Raw genomic sequence first — 22,650 nt, 5'->3', positions numbered from 1 at the left:
TTCAAGGCGAGAGTCTAGATAAGTAACACCCCCGACCTAAAACAGTGCAACCGGTGACTGCGTAGCGGCAAAACCTGTAACGAAATGCTTCTAAAATCGGCGCGCAAACGATCAAATGCGTCATAAATTACATAAATGCGACATTCCTGTACGATCGTTCCACGAAAATTGCGTTCAACGGCTAAGACATCTTGCATTGGGTATAGGCCGTGCATAAGTATCGCCGGGTCGACTCACAAGGTCGCCCTCAAACCAAAAATGACAAAAATCATGAGGCCACCATGTTCAAACACGCGGTCATTCCGTTTTTAGTGGGCGCCAGCCTGCTGGCAAGCGCACCTTTCGCTCACGCAGCGACCAATCTGGTGTTTTGCTCTGAAGGCAGCCCAGCCGGTTTTGACCCGGGCCAATACACCACCGGTACCGACTTCGATGCGTCGGCCGAAACCATTTACAACCGCCTGAGCCAGTTCGAACGTGGCAGTACACAGGTTGAGCCTGGCTTGGCGACGAGCTGGGATATCTCCCCGGACAACTTGACCTACACCTTTCACCTGCGTGACGGCGTCAAGTTCCACACCACGCCATACTTCACGCCTACACGCGATTTCAACGCAGATGACGTGCTGTTCACCTTCAACCGCATGCTCGATAAAGACATGCCGTTCCGTAAGGCCTACCCCACCGAATTCCCGTATTTCACCGACATGGGCATGGATAAAAACATCGCCAAGGTGGAAAAACTTGACGACAAAACCGTCAAGTTCACCCTGAACACCGTCGATGCCGCGTTCATCCAGAACATGGCCATGCACTTCGCTTCTATCGAATCGGCTGAATACGCCGACAAACTGCTCAAGGAAGGCCGACCGGCTGACATCAACCAAAAGCCGATTGGCACCGGGCCGTTTGTCTTCAAGAGCTATCAGAAAGATTCCAACATCCGTTACACCGGTAACAAAGATTACTGGAAGCCCGAAGACGTCAAAATCGACAACCTGATTTTCGCCATCACCACCGACCCGTCGGTGCGTATCCAAAAGCTGAAAAAGAACGAATGCCAAGTCACGATTTACCCGCGCCCTGCTGACCTCGCCGCCCTGAAAGCCGATAAAGCCCTGCAAATGCCTGATAAACCGGGCTTCAACGTGGGTTACATCGCTTACAACGTGATGGACAAGGTCAAGGGCAGCAACGAGCCTAACCCGATGGCCCAGCTCAAGGTGCGTCAGGCACTGGACATGGCCGTCAACAAACAGCAAATCATTGATTCGGTGTACCAGGGCGCTGGCCAACTGGCCGTCAACGGCATGCCGCCAACGCAATGGTCCTACGACGACACCATCAAAGATGCACCGTACAACCCTGAAAAAGCCAAAGAGTTGCTCAAAGAAGCAGGCATCAAACCCGGCACAGAAATCACCCTGTGGGCCATGCCGGTACAACGCCCGTACAACCCCAACGCCAAGCTGATGGCCGAAATGCTGCAATCGGACTGGGACAAGATCGGCATCAAGGCCAAGATCGTCACCTACGAATGGGGCGAGTACATCAAGCGTTCCAAAGGCGGGGAAAACGGCGCGATGTTGATCGGTTGGAGCGGTGACAACGGTGACCCGGACAACTGGCTCGGCACCCTGTTTGGTTGCGACGCCATCAACGGCAACAACTTCTCCAAGTGGTGTAACCCCCAGTTCGACGCGCTGATCAAGGCGGCCAAAGCCACCACCGACGTGGCCGAACGCACCAAGCTCTACAAACAGGCGCAACACCTGCTCAAAGATCAGGTTCCGATGACACCTATCGCACACTCGACGGTGTATCAGCCGATGCGCAGCAACGTACAGGACTTCAAGATCAGCCCACTCGGTCTGACGTCCTTCTACGGCGTAGGCATCAGCAAGTAAAAAAGGACCGGTGAATGCGACCTGTAAGTCGCATTCACTTATCTGCCAGGACGGCGGAAATCCCCCTCATCCTTAAGCCACTCTGTACTACAGAGAAAGCTATAGGACGCCGAGATATTTCCTACGAACTTGTCAGGCCCGACGCATTTACGGCGGCTCTTTGACCTCTTAACGTCTTTGAGCCACCCGCGAACAGCGCCGGGAGTCAAACCGTAGTGGATGGTATCGACGCCTTGAGTGTGTTGGCCCGTACGTGCAGCGCTCAGGACACAAAAACAAGAAAAAGGACTAGGAACGCTATGCGTAATCCTCTGGTTTTATCGGTTCTGCTCAGCGCTGGCGTCCTTGCCGGCAGCCCCTTGGCCCATGCCGCCAACAGCCTGGTGTTCTGCTCCGAAGGCAGCCCGGCAGGCTTTGACACCGCGCAATACACCACCGCCACCGATAACGATGCGGCCGAACCGATTTACAACCGCCTCGCCGAGTTTGAAAAAGGCGGCACCGCAGCAGGGCCGGCACTGGCCACCCGCTGGGACATTTCCGAAGACGGCCTGACCTACACCTTCCATCTGCGTCCCGGTGTGAAGTTTCACACCACTAAATGGTTTACCCCGACCCGCGATTTCAACGCCGATGACGTGCTGTTTACCTACAACCGCATGCTCAATCGTGACCACCCGTTTCGTAAGGCGTACCCCACCGAGTTCCCCTACTTCAGCAGCATGAGCCTGGACAAGAACATCGCGCGCGTTGAAAAAACCGACCCGATGACGGTTGTCATCACGCTCAACTCGGTCGACGCCGCGTTCATCCAGAACATCGCCATGAGCTTTGCCTCGATTTTGTCGGCCGAATACGCCGACCAGCTGCTCAAGGAAGGCAAGCCCAGCGACATCAACCAAAAGCCGGTGGGCACCGGGCCGTACGTGTTTCAGCGTTATCAAAAAGACTCGAACATCCGCTATGCGGCCAACAAGGACTATTGGGACCCGAGCCAGGTCAAACTCGACAACCTGATTTTCTCGATCAACACCGACGCCTCGGCACGCATGCAAAAACTGCGTAAAAACGAGTGCCAGGTCTCGCTCAACCCACGTCCGGCCGACGTTGCCAGCCTCAAGCAAGACCCCAAACTTCAGGTCATCGAAAAGCCCGGTTTCAACCTTGGTTACATCGCCTACAACGTGCGGCATAAACCCTTCGACCAGCTCCAGGTGCGTCAAGCACTGGACATGGCCGTCAACAAAGACAGCATCCTGACCGCCGTGTATCAGGGCGCGGGGCAGAAAGCAGTCAATGCCATGCCGCCCACCCAGTGGTCGTATGACGACACCATCAAAGACGCGCCCTACAACCCCGAAAAAGCCAAAGAGATGCTCAAGGCTGCCGGGGTCAAGGAAGGCACAGAAATTACCCTGTGGGCCATGCCCGTACAGCGTCCGTACAACCCCAACGCCAAGCTGATGGCCGAAATGCTGCAATCGGACTGGGGCAAGATCGGGCTTAAGGTCAAGATCGTCAGCTACGAATGGGGCGAGTACATCAAACGCACCAAAAATGGCGAACATGACATCAGCCTGATTGGCTGGACCGGTGACAACGGTGACCCGGACAACTGGCTCGGCACGCTCTACAACTGCGACGCGATTGGCGGCAACAACTACTCCATGTGGTGCAACAAGGAGTACGACACCCTGGTCAAGAACGCCAAGATCGTGACCGACCGCGATCAGCGCACGGTGCTCTACAAGCAAGCCCAGCAACTGCTCAAGCAACAAGTGCCGATCACACCCATTGCCCACTCCACGGTTAACCAGCCGCTGAGTGCCAAAGTGCAGGGCTTTACCGTGAGCCCGTTTGGCCGTAACGCCTTCTCCGGCGTGAGTATCGACGACTAACCCCTACCCCGCGTTTGTCAGTGTCATCAGGCCGCATGGGGCGGCCTGCTGAACACTGCGGCCAAGTGGTCGCAAGCAAACGTTTGCAGTGCTCAAACTCGTTCCACAACAGCCAGCTCAACACATAAAGAGCGGCAATAAAAAAGTAGCAGAGGAGCCTCAACCATGAGAGTCACAAGCAGCGCGTTACTCGCTTTATCCATCAGCAGCCTTGCGGCGATGGCACAAGCAGAAGAGATGAGCCAGGCGTTTGTGCCCACCGAAGTCAAAACCGGTGCCAGCAGCCAAAGCGAAGCCAGCGGCTTCGTTGAAGGTCAAAGCCTGGGCGGTACAACGCGCAACTGGTACGCCAACGAACTGAAGCGCAACAACGGCCGTTTCACCTACAACGACCACGGCGTGGAAAAAACCACACCGCGCCGGATCAACTGGGTGCAAGGCACCATCATTGATTACAGCTCGGGCTTCACCCAGGGCACCGTGGGTTTCAAAACCCAAGTGGCGGCCTACAACGCCATTGCGCTGGACCGTGATGTCGGTGACATCGCCGGTAAAAACAACCGCACCCTGACCCACAGCGATGGCGATGCCGTTGGCCAGTGGAGCAAGCTGGGCCTGGCGAACCTTCAGGCACGCGTGTCCAACACCACACTGGTGGTGGGCCGACAGAACTTCAGCAGCCCGACCATCGATGTGATCGGAAACCGCGCACTGCCTTCCAGCTTCCAGGGGGTGGGGCTGCACAGTGAAGAGTTCAACAACCTGTCGTTCGACGCTGGCTCCTTTGACCGCGTATCGCCGCGCACCGAGCAAGGCCTGAAGAAGTTTCGCTCGGAATACAGCGACAGCGCCAAGGTCACCACTGACCGCGCCAGCGTGGCCGGCCTCAACTACCAGCCGTTCAAGAGCCTGAAAACCTCGCTCTATGCCACCCACGTTGAAGATTTCTGGAACCAGTACTACTTTGGCGCGGTACACGATCTGGGCGACAACGCAGTACTGGGGCTCAACACCAACCTCAACTACTACAAAACCATCGACACCGGCAGCAAGGCCATGGGGGATATCAACAACGATACCTTCAGCCTGGCCTTCGGCCTGACTCACCAGGCACACACCGTCACCCTGTCGTACCAGCAAGTGATCGGTGACGAGTACTTCGACTACCTGCACGAAACCAACGGTATTTACCTGGCCAACTCCCTGTTGTCTGACTTCAACGGCCCGAACGAAAAATCGGTGCAGTTGGCGTACAGCATCAACATGGCGCAGTACGGCGTGCCGGGCCTGAAATTCAACGCCTACCATGCGCGTGGCTTTGACATTGACGGCACCAAATACAAAGGCACCGCCTATGACGTGAAGAAAATGGACGGCGAAGACCACTCCGAGTACAGCATTGGCACGTCCTATGCAATTCAAAGCGGTCCACTGAAAGCCACCGCGATTCGCGCCACCTACACCACGCACCGCGCCAGCAAATTCCAGTCTGACGGCAACATCAACGAGTTCCGTGTGGTCACCACCATTCCGTTCAACATCCTTTAACCCTGCCGCGCCAATGCCTGTTGCTCGCACACAGGCATTGGCGCAACGCAAATTCAACCGATTGGAGAGGGTTGCCATGAAACGACTTCCCCTACGCACTGCCCTTGCCGTGGCATTGCTCAGCACCGCTGTCAGTGTTTGCGCCAAGTCGTTGGTGGTGTGCACCGAAGCCAGCCCTGAAGGCTTCGACATTGTTCAATACACCACTGCCGTGACAGCCGATGCCTCGGCTGAAACCATCCTCAATCGCCTGGCCGATTTCAAACCCGGCACTACAGACGTTGAACCGGCGCTGGCCGAGCGCTGGGACATCAGCCCCGACGGGCTTGAATACACCTTTTACCTGCGCCCCGGCGTGAAGTTTCACAGCTCTGACTCTTTCAAACCGACCCGCACCCTGAACGCTGATGATGTGCTGTGGAGTTTTCAGCGCCAGTTGGACCCCAATCATCCGTGGCACAAACTGTCGCTGGTCGGCTTCCCCTACTTTGAAAGCATGGGCTTCAAAGACTTGCTCAAAAGCGTCGAAAAAATCGACGACATGACCGTCAAGATCACCCTCAATCACGCCGAGTCGCCGTTCTTGCGCGACATCGCCATGCCCTTCAACTCCATCTACTCCGCCGAATACGCCGACCAGTTGCTCAAGTCCGGCAAAACCAACGAGTTGAACAGCAAACCCATCGGCACCGGCCCGTTCATGTTTGTGCGCTACAACAAAGACGCCCAAGTGCGCTTCAAGGCCAACCCGGACTACTTCCGTGGCAAGCCGCCCAGCGACGTGTTGATTTTCGCCGTCACTACCGACAGCAACGTGCGCCTGCAAAAACTCAAGGCCAACGAATGCCAGATTGCGGTCTATCCAAAACCCGATGACATCGCCTCGATCAAGGCCGACCCCAAGCTGGCGGTCGATGAGATCGAAGCCATGATGACCAGCTACATCGCCATGAACACCACGCATAAATACTTGAATGACGTGCGGGTGCGTCAAGCCATCAACATCGCCTTCGACAAGGACGCGTACATCCGGGCGCTGTACGGCGAGGGCAAGGCGACACCGGGCATTAACCCGTACCCGCCGACCCTGCTGGGCTTCAACAAAAGCATTGAAAACCCGCCACGGGATCTGGACAAAGCGCGCGCCTTGCTCAAAGAAGCCGGTGTGCCCGAAGGCACGGTACTGACCTTCTTCACCCGCAACGGCGGCGCGGTGACCAACCCCAATCCGCTGGTGGCCGCACAAATGCTGCAATCGGACCTGGCACAGGTCGGGATCAAACTCGACATCCGGGTCATGGAATGGGGCGAGATGCTCAAACGCGCCAAAAATGGCGAGCACGACCTGGTGAGTGCGGGCTGGGCGGGCGACAACGGCGACCCGGATAACTTCCTCACGCCAAACTTGAGTTGTGATGCTGCCAAAAACGGCGAAAACTACGCCCGCTGGTGTAACAAGACATTTGAAGACTTGATCACTCAGGCACGGGCAATTACTGACCCCGCCGAGCGGTCTGCCTTGTACGAGCGCGCTCAAGCCGTGTTTCACGAAGACCAGCCGTGGATCAGCGTGGCGCACCCCAAACTGTTTAACGCCAGACGCAGCAACGTCGAGGGCTACATCCTTAGCCCGCTGACCAATAACAACTTCGCCACCACCCAGGTGAAGTAGAACAATAAAACACCCGCCAGCGTTCACCCGAACCCTGGCGGTCCTGCCTAACCGGCTGATGAGGTACACCACACGATGTTTAGTTTTATTGCCCGCCGAATAGGGCTGTTGATCCCTACGTTCTTCGGCATCACCTTGCTGACCTTCGCCCTGATCCGCATGATCCCCGGCGACCCGGTCGAAGTCATGATGGGTGAACGTCGGGTCGATCCAGAGATGCATGCACAGGCCATGGAGCGTTTGGGCCTGAACAAGCCACTCTACGAACAGTATTTCGACTACGTGACCAAGCTCGCCCATGGCGATTTGGGCGAATCGTTGAGAACCCGTGAAAGCGTGTGGACCGAATTTTCTGCGCTGTTCCCCGCCACCCTGGAACTGTCGATGGCGGCCCTGTTGTTTGCCGGCATTCTCGGACTGCTGGCCGGGGTCATCGCCGCCTTGAAGCGAGGCTCACTGTTTGACCACGGGGTGATGGGCATCTCCCTGGCGGGTTACTCCATGCCGATTTTCTGGTGGGGTTTGATTCTCATCATGTTCTTCTCGGTGAGCCTGGGCTGGACCCCCGTGTCGGGGCGCATCGACCTGCTGTATGACATCGAGCCCAAAACCGGCTTCATGCTCATCGACACCCTGCTCAGCGACGAACCCGAAGCCTTCTGGGACGCGCTGCACCACATGATCCTGCCTGCGATTGTGCTCGGCACCATCCCGCTGGCAGTGATTGCGCGCATGACCCGCTCTTCGATGCTCGAAGTGCTGCGCGAAGATTACATTCGCACCGCCCGCGCCAAAGGCCTGTCGCCCGCACGCGTGGTGTTTGTGCACGGCCTACGCAATGCCCTGATCCCGGTTCTGACCGTGGTCGGCCTGCAAGTCGGCACCCTGCTGGCCGGCGCCGTACTGACCGAAACCATCTTCTCGTGGCCCGGCATCGGTAAATGGCTGATCGAAGCCATTGGCGCCCGCGACTATCCCGTGGTGCAAAACGGCATCCTGTTAATCGCCTGCCTGGTGATTCTGGTCAACTTCGTGGTGGACATCCTCTACGGCTTTGCCAACCCACGCATCCGCCACCAGCGCTGAGATCCTGACCATGACTACCACACCTACACCCGCAACTGCGGTGGATCAAAGCCTGCTTTATCCCTCGCCTTACAAAGAATTCTGGCACGCGTTTTCACGCAACAAGGGCGCCGTGGCCGGGCTGATTTTCATGAGCATCATCGTGTTCTGCGCGCTGTTTGCGCCGTGGGTTGCCCCGCACAACCCGAGCGAGCAATACCGCGACTTCCTGCTGACGCCACCGGCGTGGCTTGAAGGCGGGCAGATGCAGTTTTTGCTCGGCACTGATGAACTGGGGCGTGACCTGCTGTCCCGACTGATCGAAGGCTCGCGCCTGTCCTTGCTGATCGGCTTGTCATCGGTGGTGATCTCGCTGATTCCGGGCGTGATCCTGGGCCTGTTTGCCGGGTTTTTCCCGCGTTTTCTCGGCCCCGGCATCATGCGCTTGATGGACATCATGCTGGCCCTGCCCTCCTTGCTGCTGGCGGTGGCGATTGTCGCCATCCTCGGCCCTGGCCTGATCAACACCGTGATCGCGATTGCCGTGGTCTCTCTGCCCTCTTATGTGCGCCTGACCCGGGCGGCGGTGATGGGCGAACTGAACCGCGACTACGTGACCGCTGCGCGTCTGGCCGGTGCCAGCTTGCCACGCCTGATGTTCATCACCGTGCTGCCCAACTGCATGGCGCCGCTGATCGTTCAGGCCACGTTGAGTTTCTCCTCGGCGATCCTCGACGCCGCAGCCCTGGGCTTCCTGGGCCTTGGCGTACAACCGCCGACGCCGGAGTGGGGCACGATGCTGGCCTCGGCCCGCGACTACATCGAACGTGCGTGGTGGGTCGTCAGCCTGCCCGGTTTGACCATTTTGCTCAGCGTGCTGGCAATCAACCTGATGGGCGACGGCCTGCGCGATGCGCTAGACCCGAAACTCAAGAACGCCGCCTGAGGAGATTCCCATGTCACTGTTAGAAATCAAGAATCTCAACGTCCGTTTTGGCGACGCCCACGCGGTGCCGGTGGTCGACGGCTTGAGTGTGTCGGTGGATAAAGGCGAAGTATTGGCCATCGTTGGCGAGTCGGGATCGGGTAAATCCGTGACCATGATGGCGCTGATGGGGCTGATCGAGCACCCCGGCATCGTCACCGCCGACGCGCTCAACTTCGACGGCCAAAACATGCTGAGCCTCAGCGCCCGTCAACGCCGCAAAATCGTCGGCAAAGACATGGCGATGGTCTTTCAAGACCCGATGACCGCGCTCAACCCCAGTTACACCGTGGGTTTTCAAATTGAAGAAGTGCTGCGCCTGCACCTGAAAATGTCCGGCAAAGCCGCACGCAAGCGCGCCATCGAGCTATTGGAAAAAGTCGAAATACCCGGCGCCGCCAGCCGTATGGACGCCTACCCGCATCAACTGTCCGGTGGCATGAGCCAACGCGTGGCCATTGCAATGGCCATTGCCGGCGAGCCAAAACTGCTGATCGCGGACGAACCGACCACCGCGCTCGATGTGACCATTCAAGCCCAGATCATGGACTTGCTGCTTAACCTGCAACGCGAACAGAACATGGGCCTGGTGCTGATCACCCACGACTTGGCCGTGGTGGCCGAAACCGCCCAGCGCGTGTGCGTGATGTACGCCGGGCAAGCGGTGGAAGTCGGTCAGGTGCCGGGGCTGTTTGATGTGCCCGCGCACCCGTACAGCGAAGCCTTGCTGGCAGCCATCCCGGAACACAGCATGGGTGCGGCGCGCCTGGCGACGTTGCCCGGCATCGTGCCGGGGCGTTACGACCGCCCGCAAGGCTGCCTGCTGTCGCCGCGCTGCCCGTATGTACAAGACACATGCCGCCAACAACGCCCTGCGCTGGAGACTAAAGCTCACAGCCAGGTGCGCTGCTTCTTCCCCTTGAATCAGGAGGTGGCGTAATGACTGTCGTTCTTACTGCCCGTGACCTAACCCGCCATTACGAAGTGTCCCGTGGCATGTTCAAAGGCCACGCCCTGGTGCGTGCCCTCAATGGCGTGTCGTTTGAACTTGAAGCCGGTAAAACCCTGGCCGTGGTCGGCGAGTCGGGGTGCGGCAAGTCCACCCTCGCCCGCGCGCTGACGCTGATTGAAGAGCCGTCCTCCGGCTCGCTGAAAATCGCCGGTCAAGAGGTGGCAGGCGCCAACAAGGCCGAGCGCAAGCAACTGCGCAAAGACGTGCAGATGGTGTTTCAAAGCCCTTATGCCTCGTTGAACCCACGCCAGAAAGTCGGTGATCAACTGGCCGAGCCGCTGCTGATCAATACCCGACTCAGCGCCAGCGAGCGCCGGGAAAAAGTGCAGGCCATGATGAAGCAAGTGGGGTTGCGCCCTGAGCACTACCAGCGCTACCCGCACATGTTTTCGGGGGGCCAGCGCCAGCGTATCGCCCTGGCGCGCGCCATGATGCTGCAACCCAAAGTGCTGGTGGCAGACGAGCCGACTTCCGCCCTCGACGTGTCGATTCAGGCCCAAGTGCTCAACCTGTTCATGGACTTGCAGCAGGAGTTCAACACCGCTTACGTGTTCATCTCGCACAACCTGGCGGTGGTGCGGCACGTAGCGGACACGGTTTTGGTGATGTACCTCGGTCGTCCGGTGGAGATGGGGCCAAAAGAAGAAATCTACACCCGCCCCCTGCACCCTTACACCCAGGCGCTGCTGTCGGCGACCCCGACCATCCACCCGGACCCGCTGAAGCCGAAAATCAAAATTGTGGGTGAACTGCCCAACCCTTTGAACCCGCCCTCGGGATGCGCCTTCCACAAGCGCTGCCCGTATGCGACCGACTTTTGCAGCACCCATGAACCGCCGTTACGGCTGCTGGATAACCGCCAAGTGGCGTGCCATCACGCCGAACAATTCCTACAGAGCTAAGCGTCTTTCGTAGGCGCTGCCGCAGGTTGCGATCAAGCACGCAGCCTGCGGCGTTCGGGTTCCTGGTTTCGACGGCATGGCCGCCGAGTGCCTCGTGTGAGTTGTCTGCGCCAACCGTTGGTTATTCGGCTCAGTACTGACCTTCGCTGGCTTTGCCGTGATCGACACTGTCGTCGTCCTGACGATCGGTCTTGCCGTCTCCGTCATTCGTGGCGCTGTCGGCCGAGTCGTCATCACCGTCAACCTGATCATCATCCCCGGAGCTGCCGCCCTGACCCTGGTCTCCAGGTTCAGACTCCGATTTAAAGATGGCGTGCAATGTAGGGCCTGCAACACCGTTCGCTGAAACGCCAGCAGCCGGATGGGTCAGTGGATTGCTCGCCCAGGCTGGCGAACTGCTGATCGTTATAAACACCAGCACTTTGAGCAACAACACAGCGCGTTGATAAAGCTTCATGGGGAATTCCATCCTAGGGTGAGAAACGTCCTGTAACGCTAGTCCGTCTTCCTCGCCTTCGCCAAGCGAGCGTCCATAAAAAAAGCGAAGCCCCCCGGATCATGCTGATCGGCTCAAGGCGACTGCAATCGGTAGGCGCAAACTTGCGCCTACCGATTGCAGTGACATGTCCCTTGATAGATCAGCAAAACCCAAAGGCTTCGCTTTTTTCAAACAGGCTCGCAGGCCTTAGTGGTGCTCACGCGTTGCGCGGAACTTCACATCAGGCCAGCGCTCTTCCATCAGCGCCAGGTTGACGCGGGTCGGCGCCAGGTACGTCAGGTGACCACCACCATCAATCGCGAGGTTTTCGACCGCTTTGATCTGGAACTCTTCAAGCTTCTTCTTATCGCTGCACTCAATCCAGCGCGCCGAGTACACGGTGATCGGCTCGTAGGAGCATTCCACTTTGTATTCGCCTTTCAGACGGCTGGCCACCACGTCGAATTGCAGTACACCGACGGCGCCCAAGATGATGTCGTTGCTGCGCTCCGGGAAGAACACCTGCGTGGCGCCCTCTTCGGCCAGTTGCTGCAAGCCCTGACGCAGTTGCTTGGATTTGAGCGGATCGCGCAGACGCACACGACGGAACAGTTCCGGCGCAAAGTGCGGGATGCCGGTAAAGCCCAGCACTTCGCCTTCGGTGAAGGTGTCGCCGATCTGAATGGTGCCGTGGTTATGCAGGCCGATGATGTCGCCCGCGTAGGCTTCTTCGAGCTGTTCACGCTCAGAAGAGAAGAACGTCAGCGCATCGCCAATGCGGATGTCTTTGCCGGTCCGTACGTGGCGCATTTTCATGCCCTTTTCGTACTTGCCCGAGCAAATACGCATAAAGGCGATACGGTCACGGTGTTTAGGGTCCATGTTTGCCTGGATCTTGAACACGAAGCCGCTGAATTTCTCTTCGGTCGGCTCCACTGTGCGCTCGTTGGCCACACGCGGCAGCGGCTCAGGGGCCCAATTGACCACAGCGTCGAGCACGTGATCGACACCGAAGTTGCCCAACGCCGTACCGAAGAACACCGGTGTCAGTTGGCCATCGAGGAATTCTTGCTGGTTGAACTCATGGCACGCGCCCTGAACCAGTTCCAGCTGATCGACAAAGCGCTGGTACTCATCACCCAAGTGGGCGCGGGCTTCGTCAGAATCGAGTTTCTCGATGATTTTGACTTCGGTGCGCTCGTGGCCGTGACCGGCGGTGTAAACGATGATGTAGTCGTCTGCCAGGTGGTACACGCCTTTGAAATCGCGGTAGCAGCCAATCGGCCAGGTGATCGGCGCAGCTTTGATTTTCAGTACGGCTTCGATCTCATCCAACAGCTCGATAGGGTCGCGAATGTCGCGGTCCAGTTTGTTGATGAAGCTGACAATCGGCGTGTCACGCAGGCGGCATACGTCCATCAGGGCGATGGTGCGCGGCTCAACCCCTTTACCGCCATCGAGCACCATCAGCGCCGAGTCGACAGCGGTCAACGTGCGGTAGGTGTCTTCCGAGAAGTCTTCGTGGCCCGGGGTATCGAGCAGGTTGATCATGTGGTCGCGATACGGGAACTGCATGACCGACGTGGTAATCGAAATACCCCGTTGCTTCTCCATTTCCATCCAGTCGGAGGTGGCATGGCGGTCGGACTTTCGCGATTTCACCGTACCGGCCACAGCAATGGCCTTGCCCATCAGCAAGAGTTTCTCGGTGATGGTGGTCTTACCCGCATCGGGGTGGGAAATGATGGCGAAAGTGCGGCGTTTCGCGACTTCGGCGGCCTGGTTGGTCATGGGAAATCGCCTGACGATTGATTCAAAAAAGGGCGCGGATTATAGCTCAAATCAGGCATCAACAGCCACCGTTGGTACCCTGGATGTGATCACAAGGGTGGCAATATGCCGTAAATAATGTGAACCTTTTAAACGGTGGAGGCGTCCACTCTCCTGATACGACATCGCGTCAGGGGCTGAAATATCAGCAAGTTAGCCTGACGAGGCTGCGCTAATGACAGGCGATGCCGGCGTTTACTCTGCCCCCGCCTGTTGCTCTTCGCGAACCCATTGTCGGCAGCCAGGAATGGCCTTGCCACACGAGAATGTGTCCGCCGACTGAAATAAAAAGGAGTCCGCCTGTGGCTAATCGCTATGGAAAAGGGCTTATAGGATGCGTGGCAGTTGTCGCCCTCCTGGCCCTGTTGGTCCATTGGATCGGCATCAGCACTATCGAACACTATCAAGATGATTTGTTGTTCTACCTGCAAGCCCATCTGTACCTCGTACTCGCTTCAATGCTCGCCGCCCTCCTCGTAGGGATACCCGCTGGCATTTTCCTCAGCCGACCTTCAATGGCCGGACGTGCGGAACGCTTCATGCAAGTCTTCAACATTGGTAACACCGTGCCACCGCTGGCCGTTTTGGCCATTGCGCTGGGCTTTTTAGGGATCGGTAGCGGTCCCGCCATCTTCGCCCTGTTTCTCGCCTCGTTGCTGCCCATTGTGCGCAACACCTATGAAGGCCTGAAAAACGTACAGGGTTCACTCAAAGAAGCCGCCGTCGGCATCGGCATGACCCCGCGCCAAGTGCTATGGCGGGTCGAACTGCCCAATGCCGTGCCCATCATCATGGGTGGCATCCGGGTCGCGCTGGCGATCAACGTCGGCACCGCGCCCTTGGCGTTCCTGATCGGCGCCAACAGCCTGGGCAGCCTGATTTTCCCTGGCATTGCCTTGAACAACCAACCGCAACTGATCCTCGGCGCCGCCTGCACTGCGCTGCTGGCACTGCTGCTCGACGGCCTGGTGATACTCATCAGCCGCCTTTGGTTGGAACGCGGCCTGCGACCTGCTTAAGGTCTGGCTGAGCAAAGGAAAAACCATGAAAAAAATAAGCTTGTTTTTAGGCTGCATCCTGCTGTTCGCAGGAATGGTCCAAGCCGCAGAAAAACCGTTGATTCGCATCGGGGCGCGAGTGTTCACCGAGCAAACCCTGCTCGCTGAAATCACCTCGCAATACCTCAACAGCAAAGGCTACAACGCCCAAGTGACGGGCGGTCTGGGCAGCAGCCTGGCGCGCTCGGCGCATGAGTCCGGGCAACTGGACATGGTGTGGGAATACACCGGCGTGTCGCTGGTGGCCTACAACCACATCACCGACAAACTCGACAGCCAGCAATCCTACGACCGCGTTAAAGAACTCGACGCCAAAAAAGGCCTGATCTGGCTGCACCCTTCCAAGTTCAGCAACACCTACGCCTTGGCCCTGCCGCAAAAAGTGGCCGAAGCCTTCCCGCAGATCAACACCGTCAGCGACCTGAACAAGGCCCTGCGTGAGCCGCAAAACAAAGAGGCACTGGTGGCGCTGGACACCGAGTTCGCCAACCGCTCTGACGGTTTGCTGGGCATGGTCAAGCTGTACGACATGGACCTGACCCGCCGCAACATCCGTCAGATGGACGCGGGCCTGGTCTACACCGCGCTGAAAAACGGCCAGGTGTTTGCCGGTCTGGTCTACACCACCGACGGCCGGTTGAGCGCCTTCAACCTCAAGTTGCTGGACGACGACCTGCATTACTTCCCCGACTACACCGCAGCGCCGGTGGTGAGCAAAGCCTACCTCGACGCGCACCCGGACCTGGAAGGGCTGCTCAAGCCGCTGGCGGATCTGTTTGACGACGAAACCATGCGCCAGCTCAACGCCAAGGTCGACGTCGATCACGAAAGCCCGTCCAAAGTCGCCGCAGCGTTTCTGCGCCAACATCCACTGAACTGAGGAGAAGACATGGAATTTTTAAACGCCTTTTCCCACATGGATTGGTCGCTCGTACTGCATCTGACCTGGCAGCACATCACCTTGGTCGGCATCGCCGTGACCTTGGCCATTGTTGTCGGTGTGCCACTGGGGGTGCTGATGACGCGCTTTCCGACACTGGCCGGACCACTGCAAGCCAGCGCCACCGTGCTGCTGACCATCCCCTCCATTGCCCTGTTTGGCCTGCTGCTGCCGTTCTACTCCAAGTTTGGCCAGGGCCTTGGGCCGATGCCGGCCATCACCGCCGTGTTCCTGTATTCGCTGTTGCCCATCATGCGCAACACCTTCCTCGCCCTGACGGGTGTGGAACCGGGTATTCGTGAAGCCGCCCGTGGCATCGGCATGACCTTCGGCCAGCGCCTGCGCATGGTTGAACTGCCGATCGCGGTGCCCGTGATTCTGGCCGGTGTACGCACCGCCGTGGTCATGAACATTGGTGTCATGACCATCGCTGCCACCATCGGTGCCGGTGGCCTGGGTGTACTTATTCTTGCTGCAATCAGCCGTAGCGACATGTCGATGCTCATTGTCGGCGCGGTATTGGTCAGTGTGCTGGCCATCATCGCCGACCTGCTTTTGCAATGGCTGCAACGCTCGCTGACTCCAAAAGGACTGCTCAAATGATCGAACTTCAAAACCTCAGCAAAACCTTCCAAAGCAACGGCAAAGACGTCAAAGCCGTGGACTCGGTAAACCTGACCGTCAACGAAGGCGAAATCTGCGTGTTCCTCGGGCCTTCGGGTTGCGGCAAGAGCACCACACTGAAAATGATCAACCGCCTGATCAAGCCCACCTCGGGCAAGATTTTGATCAACGGCGAAGACACCACCGACCTCGACCCGGTGACCTTGCGCCGCAACATCGGCTACGTGATCCAGCAGATCGGTCTGTTTCCCAACATGACCATCGAAGAGAACATCACCGTGGTCCCGCGCCTGCTGGGCTGGGACAAGCAAAAGTGCCACGAACGGGCACGCGAGCTGATGAGCATGATCAAGCTCGAACCCAAGCAATACCTGCATCGTTACCCGCGTGAATTGTCGGGCGGCCAGCAGCAGCGTATCGGCGTGATCCGCGCCTTGGCGGCGGATGCCCCGCTGCTGCTGATGGACGAACCGTTCGGTGCGGTTGACCCGATCAATCGCGAGATGATCCAGAACGAGTTCTTCGAGATGCAACGGGCGCTGAACAAGACCGTGATCATGGTCAGCCACGACATCGACGAAGCGATCAAGCTGGGCGACAAAATTGCCATCTTCCGGGGCGGCAAACTGTTGCAGATGGACCACCCGGACACCTTGCTGGCCCACCCGGCCGACGAATTTGTCAGCAACTTCGTGGGTCAGGACAGCACGCTTAAACGCCTGCTGCTGGTCAAGGCCGAAGACGCAGCCGACAACGCGCCATCGGTCAGCCCTGAGACGCCCGTGGGCGAAGCACTGGAGCTGATGGACGAACTCGACCGTCGGTACGTCGTGGTCACCTGCGCCGACAACAAAGCACTGGGTTATGTACGTCGCCGCGACCTGCATCGCCAGACCGGCACCTGCGGCCAATACCTGCGCCAGTTCACCGCGACGGCGGCCTCCGAAGAACACCTGCGCATCCTGCTGTCGCGCATGTACGAATTCAACCGCTCGTGGTTGCCGGTGATGGACGCCGACTGTGTGTTCCAGGGTGAAGTGACCCAGGAATCCATTGCGGCGTACCTGAGTTCGGGCCGTTCACGCGGGGCTAAAACCAGCATCGTGTCACCCGCCGAAACCGCACTGGCTTAAGCGCCATAGCCTGATCACTGTAGGGGCGAGCACGCTCGCGCCTACAGCTGATATCCCGCCTCAAATGCCTGTTGATGGAACATCCCTACGTCATCAATGTCGGTTAGTTAAATAGCTGTCATTGAACCCGCGACGAACGCGTACATAAACGCGACATTTGTTGTTGCTCAATGCGCAATCACCCCCTACAGTTCGCGCCGAACATCCATGCTGGAAACGATCCATCCGGCTCAAGTACTGACGACGAGACAGCAAGGTTCATTTACCTTTTTTGCTTTCGGCGGACATGCCTTGGGAAGTAGGCGAACCAAAGTGGGGATACGGAGGATGTTCAGTTGCACCCATTGATTGATGACGTTTGCCACTAGGAGTCCCACAGCATGTCGATTCAGGTCGAAGACTATTACGCGCGCGAAACCTTCCAAAAAATGAAGGCGTTCGCTGACACCCAGGAAACCCCGTTCGTGGTGATCGACACCGCGATGATCAGCAAAGCCTATGACGATCTGCGGGCCGGCTTTGATTTCGCCAAGGTGTACTACGCCGTCAAGGCCAACCCGGCCGTCGAAATCATTGATTTGCTGCGCGACAAGGGTTCGAACTTCGACATCGCGTCGATCTACGAGCTGGACAAAGTCATGGCCCAAGGCGTCGGCCCCGAGCGCATCAGCTACGGCAACACGATCAAAAAATCCAAAGACATTCGTTACTTCTACGACAAAGGCGTGCGCCTGTTCTCCACCGACTCCGAAGCCGACTTGCGCAACATTGCCAAAGCCGCCCCCGGTTCAAAGGTGTATGTGCGCATCCTGACCGAAGGCTCGACCACGGCTGACTGGCCTTTGTCCCGCAAGTTTGGCTGCCAGACCGACATGGCCATGGACTTGCTGATTCTGGCCCGTGACCTGGGCCTGGTGCCCTACGGCATTTCGTTCCACGTGGGGTCGCAACAGCGCGACATCAGCGTGTGGGACGCTGCCATTGCCAAGGTCAAAGTGATCTTCGAGCGCCTGAAAGAAGAAGACGGCATCGTGCTCAAGCTGATCAACATGGGCGGTGGCTTCCCGGCCAACTACATCACCCGCACCAACAGCCTGGAAACCTACGCCGAAGAAATCATTCGCTTCCTCAAAGAAGACTTCGGCGACGACCTGCCAGAAATCATTCTGGAGCCGGGTCGTTCGCTGATCGCCAACGCGGGTATTCTGGTCAGCGAAGTGGTGCTGGTGGCACGCAAATCGCGCACCGCCGTCGAGCGTTGGGTGTACACCGATGTCGGTAAATTTTCGGGCCTGATCGAAACCATGGACGAAGCCATCAAGTTTCCGATCTGGACTGAGAAGAAAGGCGAAATGGAAGAAGTCGTGATCGCCGGGCCAACGTGCGACAGCGCCGACATCATGTACGAGAACTACAAATACGGCCTGCCGTTGAACCTGGCCATTGGTGACCGGCTGTACTGGTTGTCGACCGGTGCTTACACCACCAGCTACAGTGCTGTTGAATTCAATGGCTTCCCGCCGCTGAAGTCGTACTACCTGTAAGCCTCAACGCTTAAAAAACCCATGACACGTCATGGGTTTTTTTATACCTGCGCTCTGTGCTCAATGGCACAGGGTGCGTTCAAGCTCAAAACGCTCAAAACGCCTAAGGCTGCGCCAACGCGCGGATTCTGGGATCGGGCGCGCTGGCCAGGGTCTGATGCGCCACGGCAAGAAACTTGCTATTACCGCCCGCCAACGCTCGCTCGAACCACACCAGCGCTTCGTCTATCTGGCCAGCCTCGGCCAGCACCGACGCATGACTGAACTGCCCGCGAAAATCCCCACCTTGGGCCGAGCATTTGTACCAGTGCCGCGCCGCATCCAGATCCTGGGCACAAAACTGTCCGCCCTCCAGATACCGCCCCACCAGGTTCATCGACTTGGCATGCCCCCGCTCTGCCGCCTGCCGGTAGAGCGCCAGCGCGGCGGGCTGGTTCTCGATCACCCCGCGCCCGGTGGCCAGCAAATTGGCGTAGTTGTACATCGCCCAGTCCAGCCCGGCTTCGGCCGCCTGGCGGTATTCAAGGCTGGCCAACGCCCAATCAACCGGCCCGCCCCAACCCAGTTCCCAGCAACGACCCAGCATGTTGCGCGCCATCAGGTGACCGCCGTTGGCGGCAATTTGAAACCAGCGTTTGGCCAGCACCGCGTCGCGCTCAATCCCTTGCCCGTCGAGCAAGATCTGGCCCAACAAGGCTTGGCCATCGACGATGCCTTGTTTGGCGGCGATCAGAATCGCCTGCGCCGCGCGAGCCGGGTTTTCAGTGAGCATGGCGCGCAACTGCTCGCCATCGAGCACTTCTTCGCGGCGCAATTGGAAAGGCATGACTTACACCTCAACCCAGCGGCGCAGCAGGTTGTGGTAAGTGCCGGTGAGCTGGATCAGTGAGGGGTGGTCGGGCACGTCACGGGTCAGTTGCTGAATCGCGCCGTCCATTTCATACAGCAGGGTGCGCTGACTGTCTTCGCGCACCAGGCTCTGGGTCCAGAAGAACGACGCAAAGCGCGTCCCGCGCGTGACCGCGTTGACCTTGTGCAGGCTCGTGCCGGGGTACAGCACCATATCGCCCGCCGGGAGCTTCACCTGACGCACGCCGTAAGTGTCCTGAATCACCAGTTCGCCGCCGTCGTAATCTTCGGGGTCACTGAAGAACAGCGTCGCCGACAGGTCGGTGCGCACCCGTTCCGGGTTGCCCTTGGGCTGGCGCACGGCATTGTCGATATGAAAGTCGAAACTGCCGCCCGCCGTGTAGCAATTGAGCAACGGCGGAAACACTTTGTGCGGCAACGCAGCGGACATGAACTGCGGGTTCTGCCACAGCCGATCAATCATGGCGGCGCCGATTTCTTTGGCCAGCGGATGGCCTTCGGGCAATTGCAGGTTGTGTTTGGCTTTGGCCGACTGAAACCCGGCGGTGATTTTGCCGTCAGCCCAATCGGCCTGCGCCAGCGCCTCGCGTATGCGCAGTACTTCTTCACGGGAGAACAAGCCGGGAATATGCAGCAGCATGGCGCAGTACCTGATAGCAAAGGGATGGCAATGGTATTGATTCTTATTGATCGTGTAAAACCCTGATCGGACCTAGAGACGAACGAGTGTGAAAAAACCGTAAAGCAAAACTGTAAAGAATGTAAATTTCGCGCTAATAGTAATTGCTCTCAATTGATACAAGGAATTGTTTGCACTATATTTCGCGGCTCAAATTCTGGGGGAAGGGATCTTCACATGTCGCGCCAACCAATAAAAATACCTGTCAGCTCACCGCGCTTACTGGCTTCGGCCATCGGTGTAGCAATCACCGCAACCTCTGCTGCACACATGGCACAGGCGGCTGAAAGCACCGAAAGCAAAACACAGAGCAACAGTATTTCCCTGGGCGCGACCACGGTGACGGGTGAGCAGCAAGCACAGTCGTATCAGACCGAAAAAGGCAGCTCGCAGAAATACACCGCCCCGCTGGTGGACACCCCGCGTTCCATCACCGTGATCCCGGCGCAAGTGCTGCAAGACACGGCCGCCACATCGCTGCAAGACGCCTTGCGCACCGTTCCGGGTGTGACATTCGGTGCAGGCGAAGGCGGCAACCCGCAAGGCGACCGTCCATTCATTCGCGGGTTTGATGCCCAGGGCGACATGTACCTGGACGGCGTACGTGATGCCGGTGGTCAGACCCGCGAGATCTTTGACGTTGAGTCGATCGAAGTCAGCAAAGGCCCGAACTCCTCAATGGGAGGCCGTGGATCGGCTGGCGGCAGCGTAAACATGGTGAGCAAGACCCCAAAAATGGGCGACTTCCTCAATGGCGGCTTCACTTACGGTTCCGACCAGACCCGCCGTTACACCCTTGATGTAAACCGCCAGTTCCTGGACACCGCAGCGTTCCGTTTGAACCTGATGAGCCACGAGCAAAACGTAGCCGGTCGCGATTCGATCAACTACGACCGTTGGGGCGTAGCACCGTCGCTGACCTTCGGCCTGGGCACTGAAAACCGCCTGAACCTCAGCTACTACCATCTGGAAAGCAACGACTTGCCGGACTCGGGGATTCCATACGGCTACAGCAACAGCTCGAAAACAGCGGCTCACGGACATGACAAACCCGACGATGGCGGCAACAGCAACAACTTCTACGGCCTCAAAGACCGTGACTTCCGCAAGACCCGTGTCGATATCAGCACCGTTTCGTTCGAGCATGACTTTAGCGATGCGATGACCCTGAAGAACACCTTTCGCCACGGCAACACCGGTCAGGACTACATTTTGACCCAGCCGGATGACAGCCAGCACAACGTCAACCAATACGGCACGGTATGGCGCCGCGCGAACTCCCGCGTATCGACGACTGAAACCACCACCAACCAGACAGACCTGTTTGGTAACTTCCAGGTGATGGGCTTCAAGAACACTTATTCCACAGGTGTTGAGTTCACGCGTGAAGAAACCCGCGCCAGCAGCTACAGCATTTACGGCCCAAATGGCCAGCTTCAAGGCAACCCGAAACCGAACGGCTGCACACCGGGCATGGTGGGCACCAGCGGTGGGGTATGTACTTCGCTTGATAACCCAAATCCGAACGATGTGTGGGGTGGTTCCGATTCGCGCAACTACTACGGCACTAACACCGTTGGCGTGACCAAAGCGGCTTACGTCTTCGACACCATTGAGCTTGATCCAAAATGGCTGCTGAACGCAGGTCTGCGTTACGACGCCTTCAGCACTACCGCCAACACCAACTCAGCCACAGGGCGCAGCAAAGCCGAGAACGACAGCCACTTCTTCAACTGGCAAACCGGGCTGGTCTGGAAGCCACTGGATAACGGCAGCGTTTACCTGTCCTACGCCACCTCGGCAACACCCCCCGGCGGCATTGTGGGTGAAGGTGCAGAAGGTAACGCACTGGTTGCACCGGGTAGCACCATCACCAGTGACCTGAAACCCGAAGAGACGGTTAACTACGAACTGGGCACCAAGTGGGATGTGTTCCAGGATCGTCTGTCGTTGACCGCAGCAGTGTTCCGCACCGAGAAGAAAAACACCCGCGTGCTGACTGACTCGTTCACCTACGAAAACGCTGGCGAGTCCCGCGTAGACGGTCTGGAACTGTCGGCCAGCGGTAAGATCACTGACAAATGGCAAGTGTTTGCAGGCTACAGCTACCTGAAAAGCGAGCTGGTTGATCCGGGCAAGAAAGCCAACCGTAATGGCAGCATCAATACCGGCGCGCTGTCGGACAAAGGCAACGAAATGCCTAACACGCCGAAAAACAGCTTCAGCCTGTGGACCACGTATGACGTGACACCCAAGCTGACCGTCGGTGGCGGCGCGTTCTATGTAGACGAGGTCTACGGCGACACCGCAAACACGGTGTACGTCCCCTCTTACACCCGCTACGACGCAATGGCCAGTTACAAGCTGACCAAAAACGTCGACCTGCAACTGAACGTGCAAAACCTGACCGACAAGACGTACTACGACAAAGCCTACGCTGCGCACTTCGCCAGCCAGGCCGCAGGCCGTACCGCCTTGTTGACCACCAGCTTCCACTTCTAAGAA

18 protein-coding genes are annotated in these 22,650 nt (G+C 58.0%); 14 read left to right on the top strand and 4 right to left on the bottom strand.

From position 1 onward, the window contains the following. Positions 1–281: 281 nt before the first annotated feature. The 8 genes from ACP7A4_RS01520 (at position 282) to ACP7A4_RS01485 (ending at position 10,989) form a co-directional block, all read left to right on the top strand. Positions 282–1,907, top strand: coding sequence for an ABC transporter substrate-binding protein (locus tag ACP7A4_RS01520; RefSeq protein ID WP_048362518.1), 1,626 nt, complete (start codon positions 282–284; stop codon positions 1,905–1,907). A gap of 299 nt (positions 1,908–2,206) precedes the next feature. Further along, positions 2,207–3,805: an ABC transporter substrate-binding protein gene (locus ACP7A4_RS01515; RefSeq protein WP_048401319.1), complete on the top strand. Its 1,599-nt coding sequence runs from the start codon at positions 2,207–2,209 to the stop codon at positions 3,803–3,805. A 165-nt stretch (positions 3,806–3,970) separates the two neighbouring features. Continuing rightward, the gene (locus tag ACP7A4_RS01510) at positions 3,971–5,353 is read left to right on the top strand and encodes an OprD family porin (protein WP_048362516.1); all 1,383 of its coding nucleotides are present in this window, start codon (positions 3,971–3,973) and stop codon (positions 5,351–5,353) included. 76 nt (positions 5,354–5,429) lie between these two features. Next, entirely contained in the window at positions 5,430–7,025 is a 1,596-nt protein-coding gene (locus ACP7A4_RS01505; RefSeq protein WP_059765153.1) for an ABC transporter substrate-binding protein, read from the top strand. 75 nt (positions 7,026–7,100) lie between these two features. Beyond that, positions 7,101–8,111: an ABC transporter permease subunit gene (locus ACP7A4_RS01500; protein WP_048362514.1), complete on the top strand. Its 1,011-nt coding sequence runs from the start codon at positions 7,101–7,103 to the stop codon at positions 8,109–8,111. A gap of 10 nt (positions 8,112–8,121) precedes the next feature. Next, a complete protein-coding gene (locus ACP7A4_RS01495; RefSeq protein WP_048362513.1) occupies positions 8,122–9,036 on the top strand; it encodes an ABC transporter permease subunit in 915 nt (304 codons plus the stop codon). Positions 9,037–9,046: 10 nt separating this feature from the next. Next, positions 9,047–10,015 carry an ABC transporter ATP-binding protein gene (locus tag ACP7A4_RS01490; protein ID WP_059765155.1) on the top strand — a complete coding sequence of 323 codons (969 nt, stop codon included), beginning with the start codon at positions 9,047–9,049 and terminating at the stop codon, positions 10,013–10,015. After that, positions 10,015–10,989, top strand: a complete 975-nt coding sequence (locus ACP7A4_RS01485) for a peptide ABC transporter ATP-binding protein (RefSeq protein WP_059765157.1) — start codon at positions 10,015–10,017, stop codon at positions 10,987–10,989. Before ACP7A4_RS01490 ends, ACP7A4_RS01485 begins: the two co-directional genes overlap by 1 nt. A gap of 130 nt (positions 10,990–11,119) precedes the next feature. On the opposite strand, the gene ACP7A4_RS01480 is transcribed toward ACP7A4_RS01485, so the two are convergent. Beyond that, positions 11,120–11,446 carry a hypothetical protein gene (locus tag ACP7A4_RS01480; protein WP_048362510.1) on the bottom strand — a complete coding sequence of 109 codons (327 nt, stop codon included), beginning with the start codon at positions 11,444–11,446 and terminating at the stop codon, positions 11,120–11,122. A 228-nt stretch (positions 11,447–11,674) separates the two neighbouring features. Next, positions 11,675–13,258 (bottom strand): peptide chain release factor 3, encoded by a 1,584-nt coding sequence (locus ACP7A4_RS01475; protein ID WP_048362509.1) that lies wholly within the window; start codon positions 13,256–13,258, stop codon positions 11,675–11,677. A 305-nt stretch (positions 13,259–13,563) separates the two neighbouring features. Between ACP7A4_RS01475 and ACP7A4_RS01470 the strand changes: the two genes are divergently transcribed. The 5 genes from ACP7A4_RS01470 (at position 13,564) to ACP7A4_RS01450 (ending at position 18,596) form a co-directional block, all read left to right on the top strand. After that, positions 13,564–14,316 carry an ABC transporter permease gene (locus tag ACP7A4_RS01470; protein WP_173426994.1) on the top strand — a complete coding sequence of 251 codons (753 nt, stop codon included), beginning with the start codon at positions 13,564–13,566 and terminating at the stop codon, positions 14,314–14,316. A gap of 25 nt (positions 14,317–14,341) precedes the next feature. Next, positions 14,342–15,235: a glycine betaine ABC transporter substrate-binding protein gene (locus ACP7A4_RS01465; RefSeq protein WP_059765159.1), complete on the top strand. Its 894-nt coding sequence runs from the start codon at positions 14,342–14,344 to the stop codon at positions 15,233–15,235. 9 nt (positions 15,236–15,244) lie between these two features. After that, on the top strand, positions 15,245–15,898 hold the full coding sequence (locus ACP7A4_RS01460; RefSeq protein WP_048362506.1) for an ABC transporter permease: 654 nt from the start codon (positions 15,245–15,247) through the stop codon (positions 15,896–15,898). After that, positions 15,895–17,052 carry a betaine/proline/choline family ABC transporter ATP-binding protein gene (locus tag ACP7A4_RS01455; protein ID WP_059765161.1) on the top strand — a complete coding sequence of 386 codons (1,158 nt, stop codon included), beginning with the start codon at positions 15,895–15,897 and terminating at the stop codon, positions 17,050–17,052. Before ACP7A4_RS01460 ends, ACP7A4_RS01455 begins: the two co-directional genes overlap by 4 nt. Before the next feature lie 380 nt (positions 17,053–17,432). Then, on the top strand, positions 17,433–18,596 hold the full coding sequence (locus ACP7A4_RS01450) for a type III PLP-dependent enzyme (protein WP_203302273.1): 1,164 nt from the start codon (positions 17,433–17,435) through the stop codon (positions 18,594–18,596). 103 nt (positions 18,597–18,699) lie between these two features. Here the strand turns inward: ACP7A4_RS01450 and ACP7A4_RS01445 are convergent, their stop codons facing one another. After that, a complete protein-coding gene (locus tag ACP7A4_RS01445) occupies positions 18,700–19,422 on the bottom strand; it encodes a tetratricopeptide repeat protein (RefSeq protein WP_203302272.1) in 723 nt (240 codons plus the stop codon). Between the two features lie 3 nt (positions 19,423–19,425). Then, positions 19,426–20,106 carry a Fe2+-dependent dioxygenase gene (locus ACP7A4_RS01440; RefSeq protein ID WP_426245249.1) on the bottom strand — a complete coding sequence of 227 codons (681 nt, stop codon included), beginning with the start codon at positions 20,104–20,106 and terminating at the stop codon, positions 19,426–19,428. 216 nt (positions 20,107–20,322) lie between these two features. On the opposite strand from ACP7A4_RS01440, the gene ACP7A4_RS01435 reads away from it, so the two are divergent. Beyond that, positions 20,323–22,647, top strand: a complete 2,325-nt coding sequence (locus ACP7A4_RS01435; RefSeq protein ID WP_048362501.1) for a TonB-dependent receptor — start codon at positions 20,323–20,325, stop codon at positions 22,645–22,647. Positions 22,648–22,650: the final 3 nt, after the last annotated feature.

This window comes from Pseudomonas sp. TWR3-1-1 (genome assembly GCF_049896545.1).
Taxonomy (GTDB): Bacteria; Pseudomonadota; Gammaproteobacteria; order Pseudomonadales; family Pseudomonadaceae; genus Aquipseudomonas; species Aquipseudomonas weihenstephanensis.
This window is presented reverse-complemented; position numbering and strand designations above follow the sequence as displayed.

Excerpts from the sequence above, each read along its gene's own strand:
- ACP7A4_RS01475 (WP_048362509.1), bottom strand. The coding sequence starts at position 13,258 with ATGACCAACCAGGCCGCCGAAGTCGCGAAACGCCGCACTTTCGCCATC.
- ACP7A4_RS01495 (WP_048362513.1), top strand. The coding sequence starts at position 8,122 with ATGACTACCACACCTACACCCGCAACTGCGGTGGATCAAAGCCTGCTT.
- ACP7A4_RS01500 (WP_048362514.1), top strand. The coding sequence starts at position 7,101 with ATGTTTAGTTTTATTGCCCGCCGAATAGGGCTGTTGATCCCTACGTTC.
- ACP7A4_RS01510 (WP_048362516.1), top strand. The coding sequence starts at position 3,971 with ATGAGAGTCACAAGCAGCGCGTTACTCGCTTTATCCATCAGCAGCCTT.
- ACP7A4_RS01465 (WP_059765159.1), top strand. The coding sequence starts at position 14,342 with ATGAAAAAAATAAGCTTGTTTTTAGGCTGCATCCTGCTGTTCGCAGGA.
- ACP7A4_RS01485 (WP_059765157.1), top strand. The coding sequence starts at position 10,015 with ATGACTGTCGTTCTTACTGCCCGTGACCTAACCCGCCATTACGAAGTG.
- ACP7A4_RS01445 (WP_203302272.1), bottom strand. The coding sequence starts at position 19,422 with ATGCCTTTCCAATTGCGCCGCGAAGAAGTGCTCGATGGCGAGCAGTTG.
- ACP7A4_RS01505 (WP_059765153.1), top strand. The coding sequence starts at position 5,430 with ATGAAACGACTTCCCCTACGCACTGCCCTTGCCGTGGCATTGCTCAGC.
- ACP7A4_RS01520 (WP_048362518.1), top strand. The coding sequence starts at position 282 with ATGTTCAAACACGCGGTCATTCCGTTTTTAGTGGGCGCCAGCCTGCTG.
- ACP7A4_RS01515 (WP_048401319.1), top strand. The coding sequence starts at position 2,207 with ATGCGTAATCCTCTGGTTTTATCGGTTCTGCTCAGCGCTGGCGTCCTT.
- ACP7A4_RS01440 (WP_426245249.1), bottom strand. The coding sequence starts at position 20,106 with ATGCTGCTGCATATTCCCGGCTTGTTCTCCCGTGAAGAAGTACTGCGC.
- ACP7A4_RS01460 (WP_048362506.1), top strand. The coding sequence starts at position 15,245 with ATGGAATTTTTAAACGCCTTTTCCCACATGGATTGGTCGCTCGTACTG.
- ACP7A4_RS01480 (WP_048362510.1), bottom strand. The coding sequence starts at position 11,446 with ATGAAGCTTTATCAACGCGCTGTGTTGTTGCTCAAAGTGCTGGTGTTT.
- ACP7A4_RS01450 (WP_203302273.1), top strand. The coding sequence starts at position 17,433 with ATGTCGATTCAGGTCGAAGACTATTACGCGCGCGAAACCTTCCAAAAA.
- ACP7A4_RS01435 (WP_048362501.1), top strand. The coding sequence starts at position 20,323 with ATGTCGCGCCAACCAATAAAAATACCTGTCAGCTCACCGCGCTTACTG.
- ACP7A4_RS01490 (WP_059765155.1), top strand. The coding sequence starts at position 9,047 with ATGTCACTGTTAGAAATCAAGAATCTCAACGTCCGTTTTGGCGACGCC.
- ACP7A4_RS01455 (WP_059765161.1), top strand. The coding sequence starts at position 15,895 with ATGATCGAACTTCAAAACCTCAGCAAAACCTTCCAAAGCAACGGCAAA.
- ACP7A4_RS01470 (WP_173426994.1), top strand. The coding sequence starts at position 13,564 with ATGTGTCCGCCGACTGAAATAAAAAGGAGTCCGCCTGTGGCTAATCGC.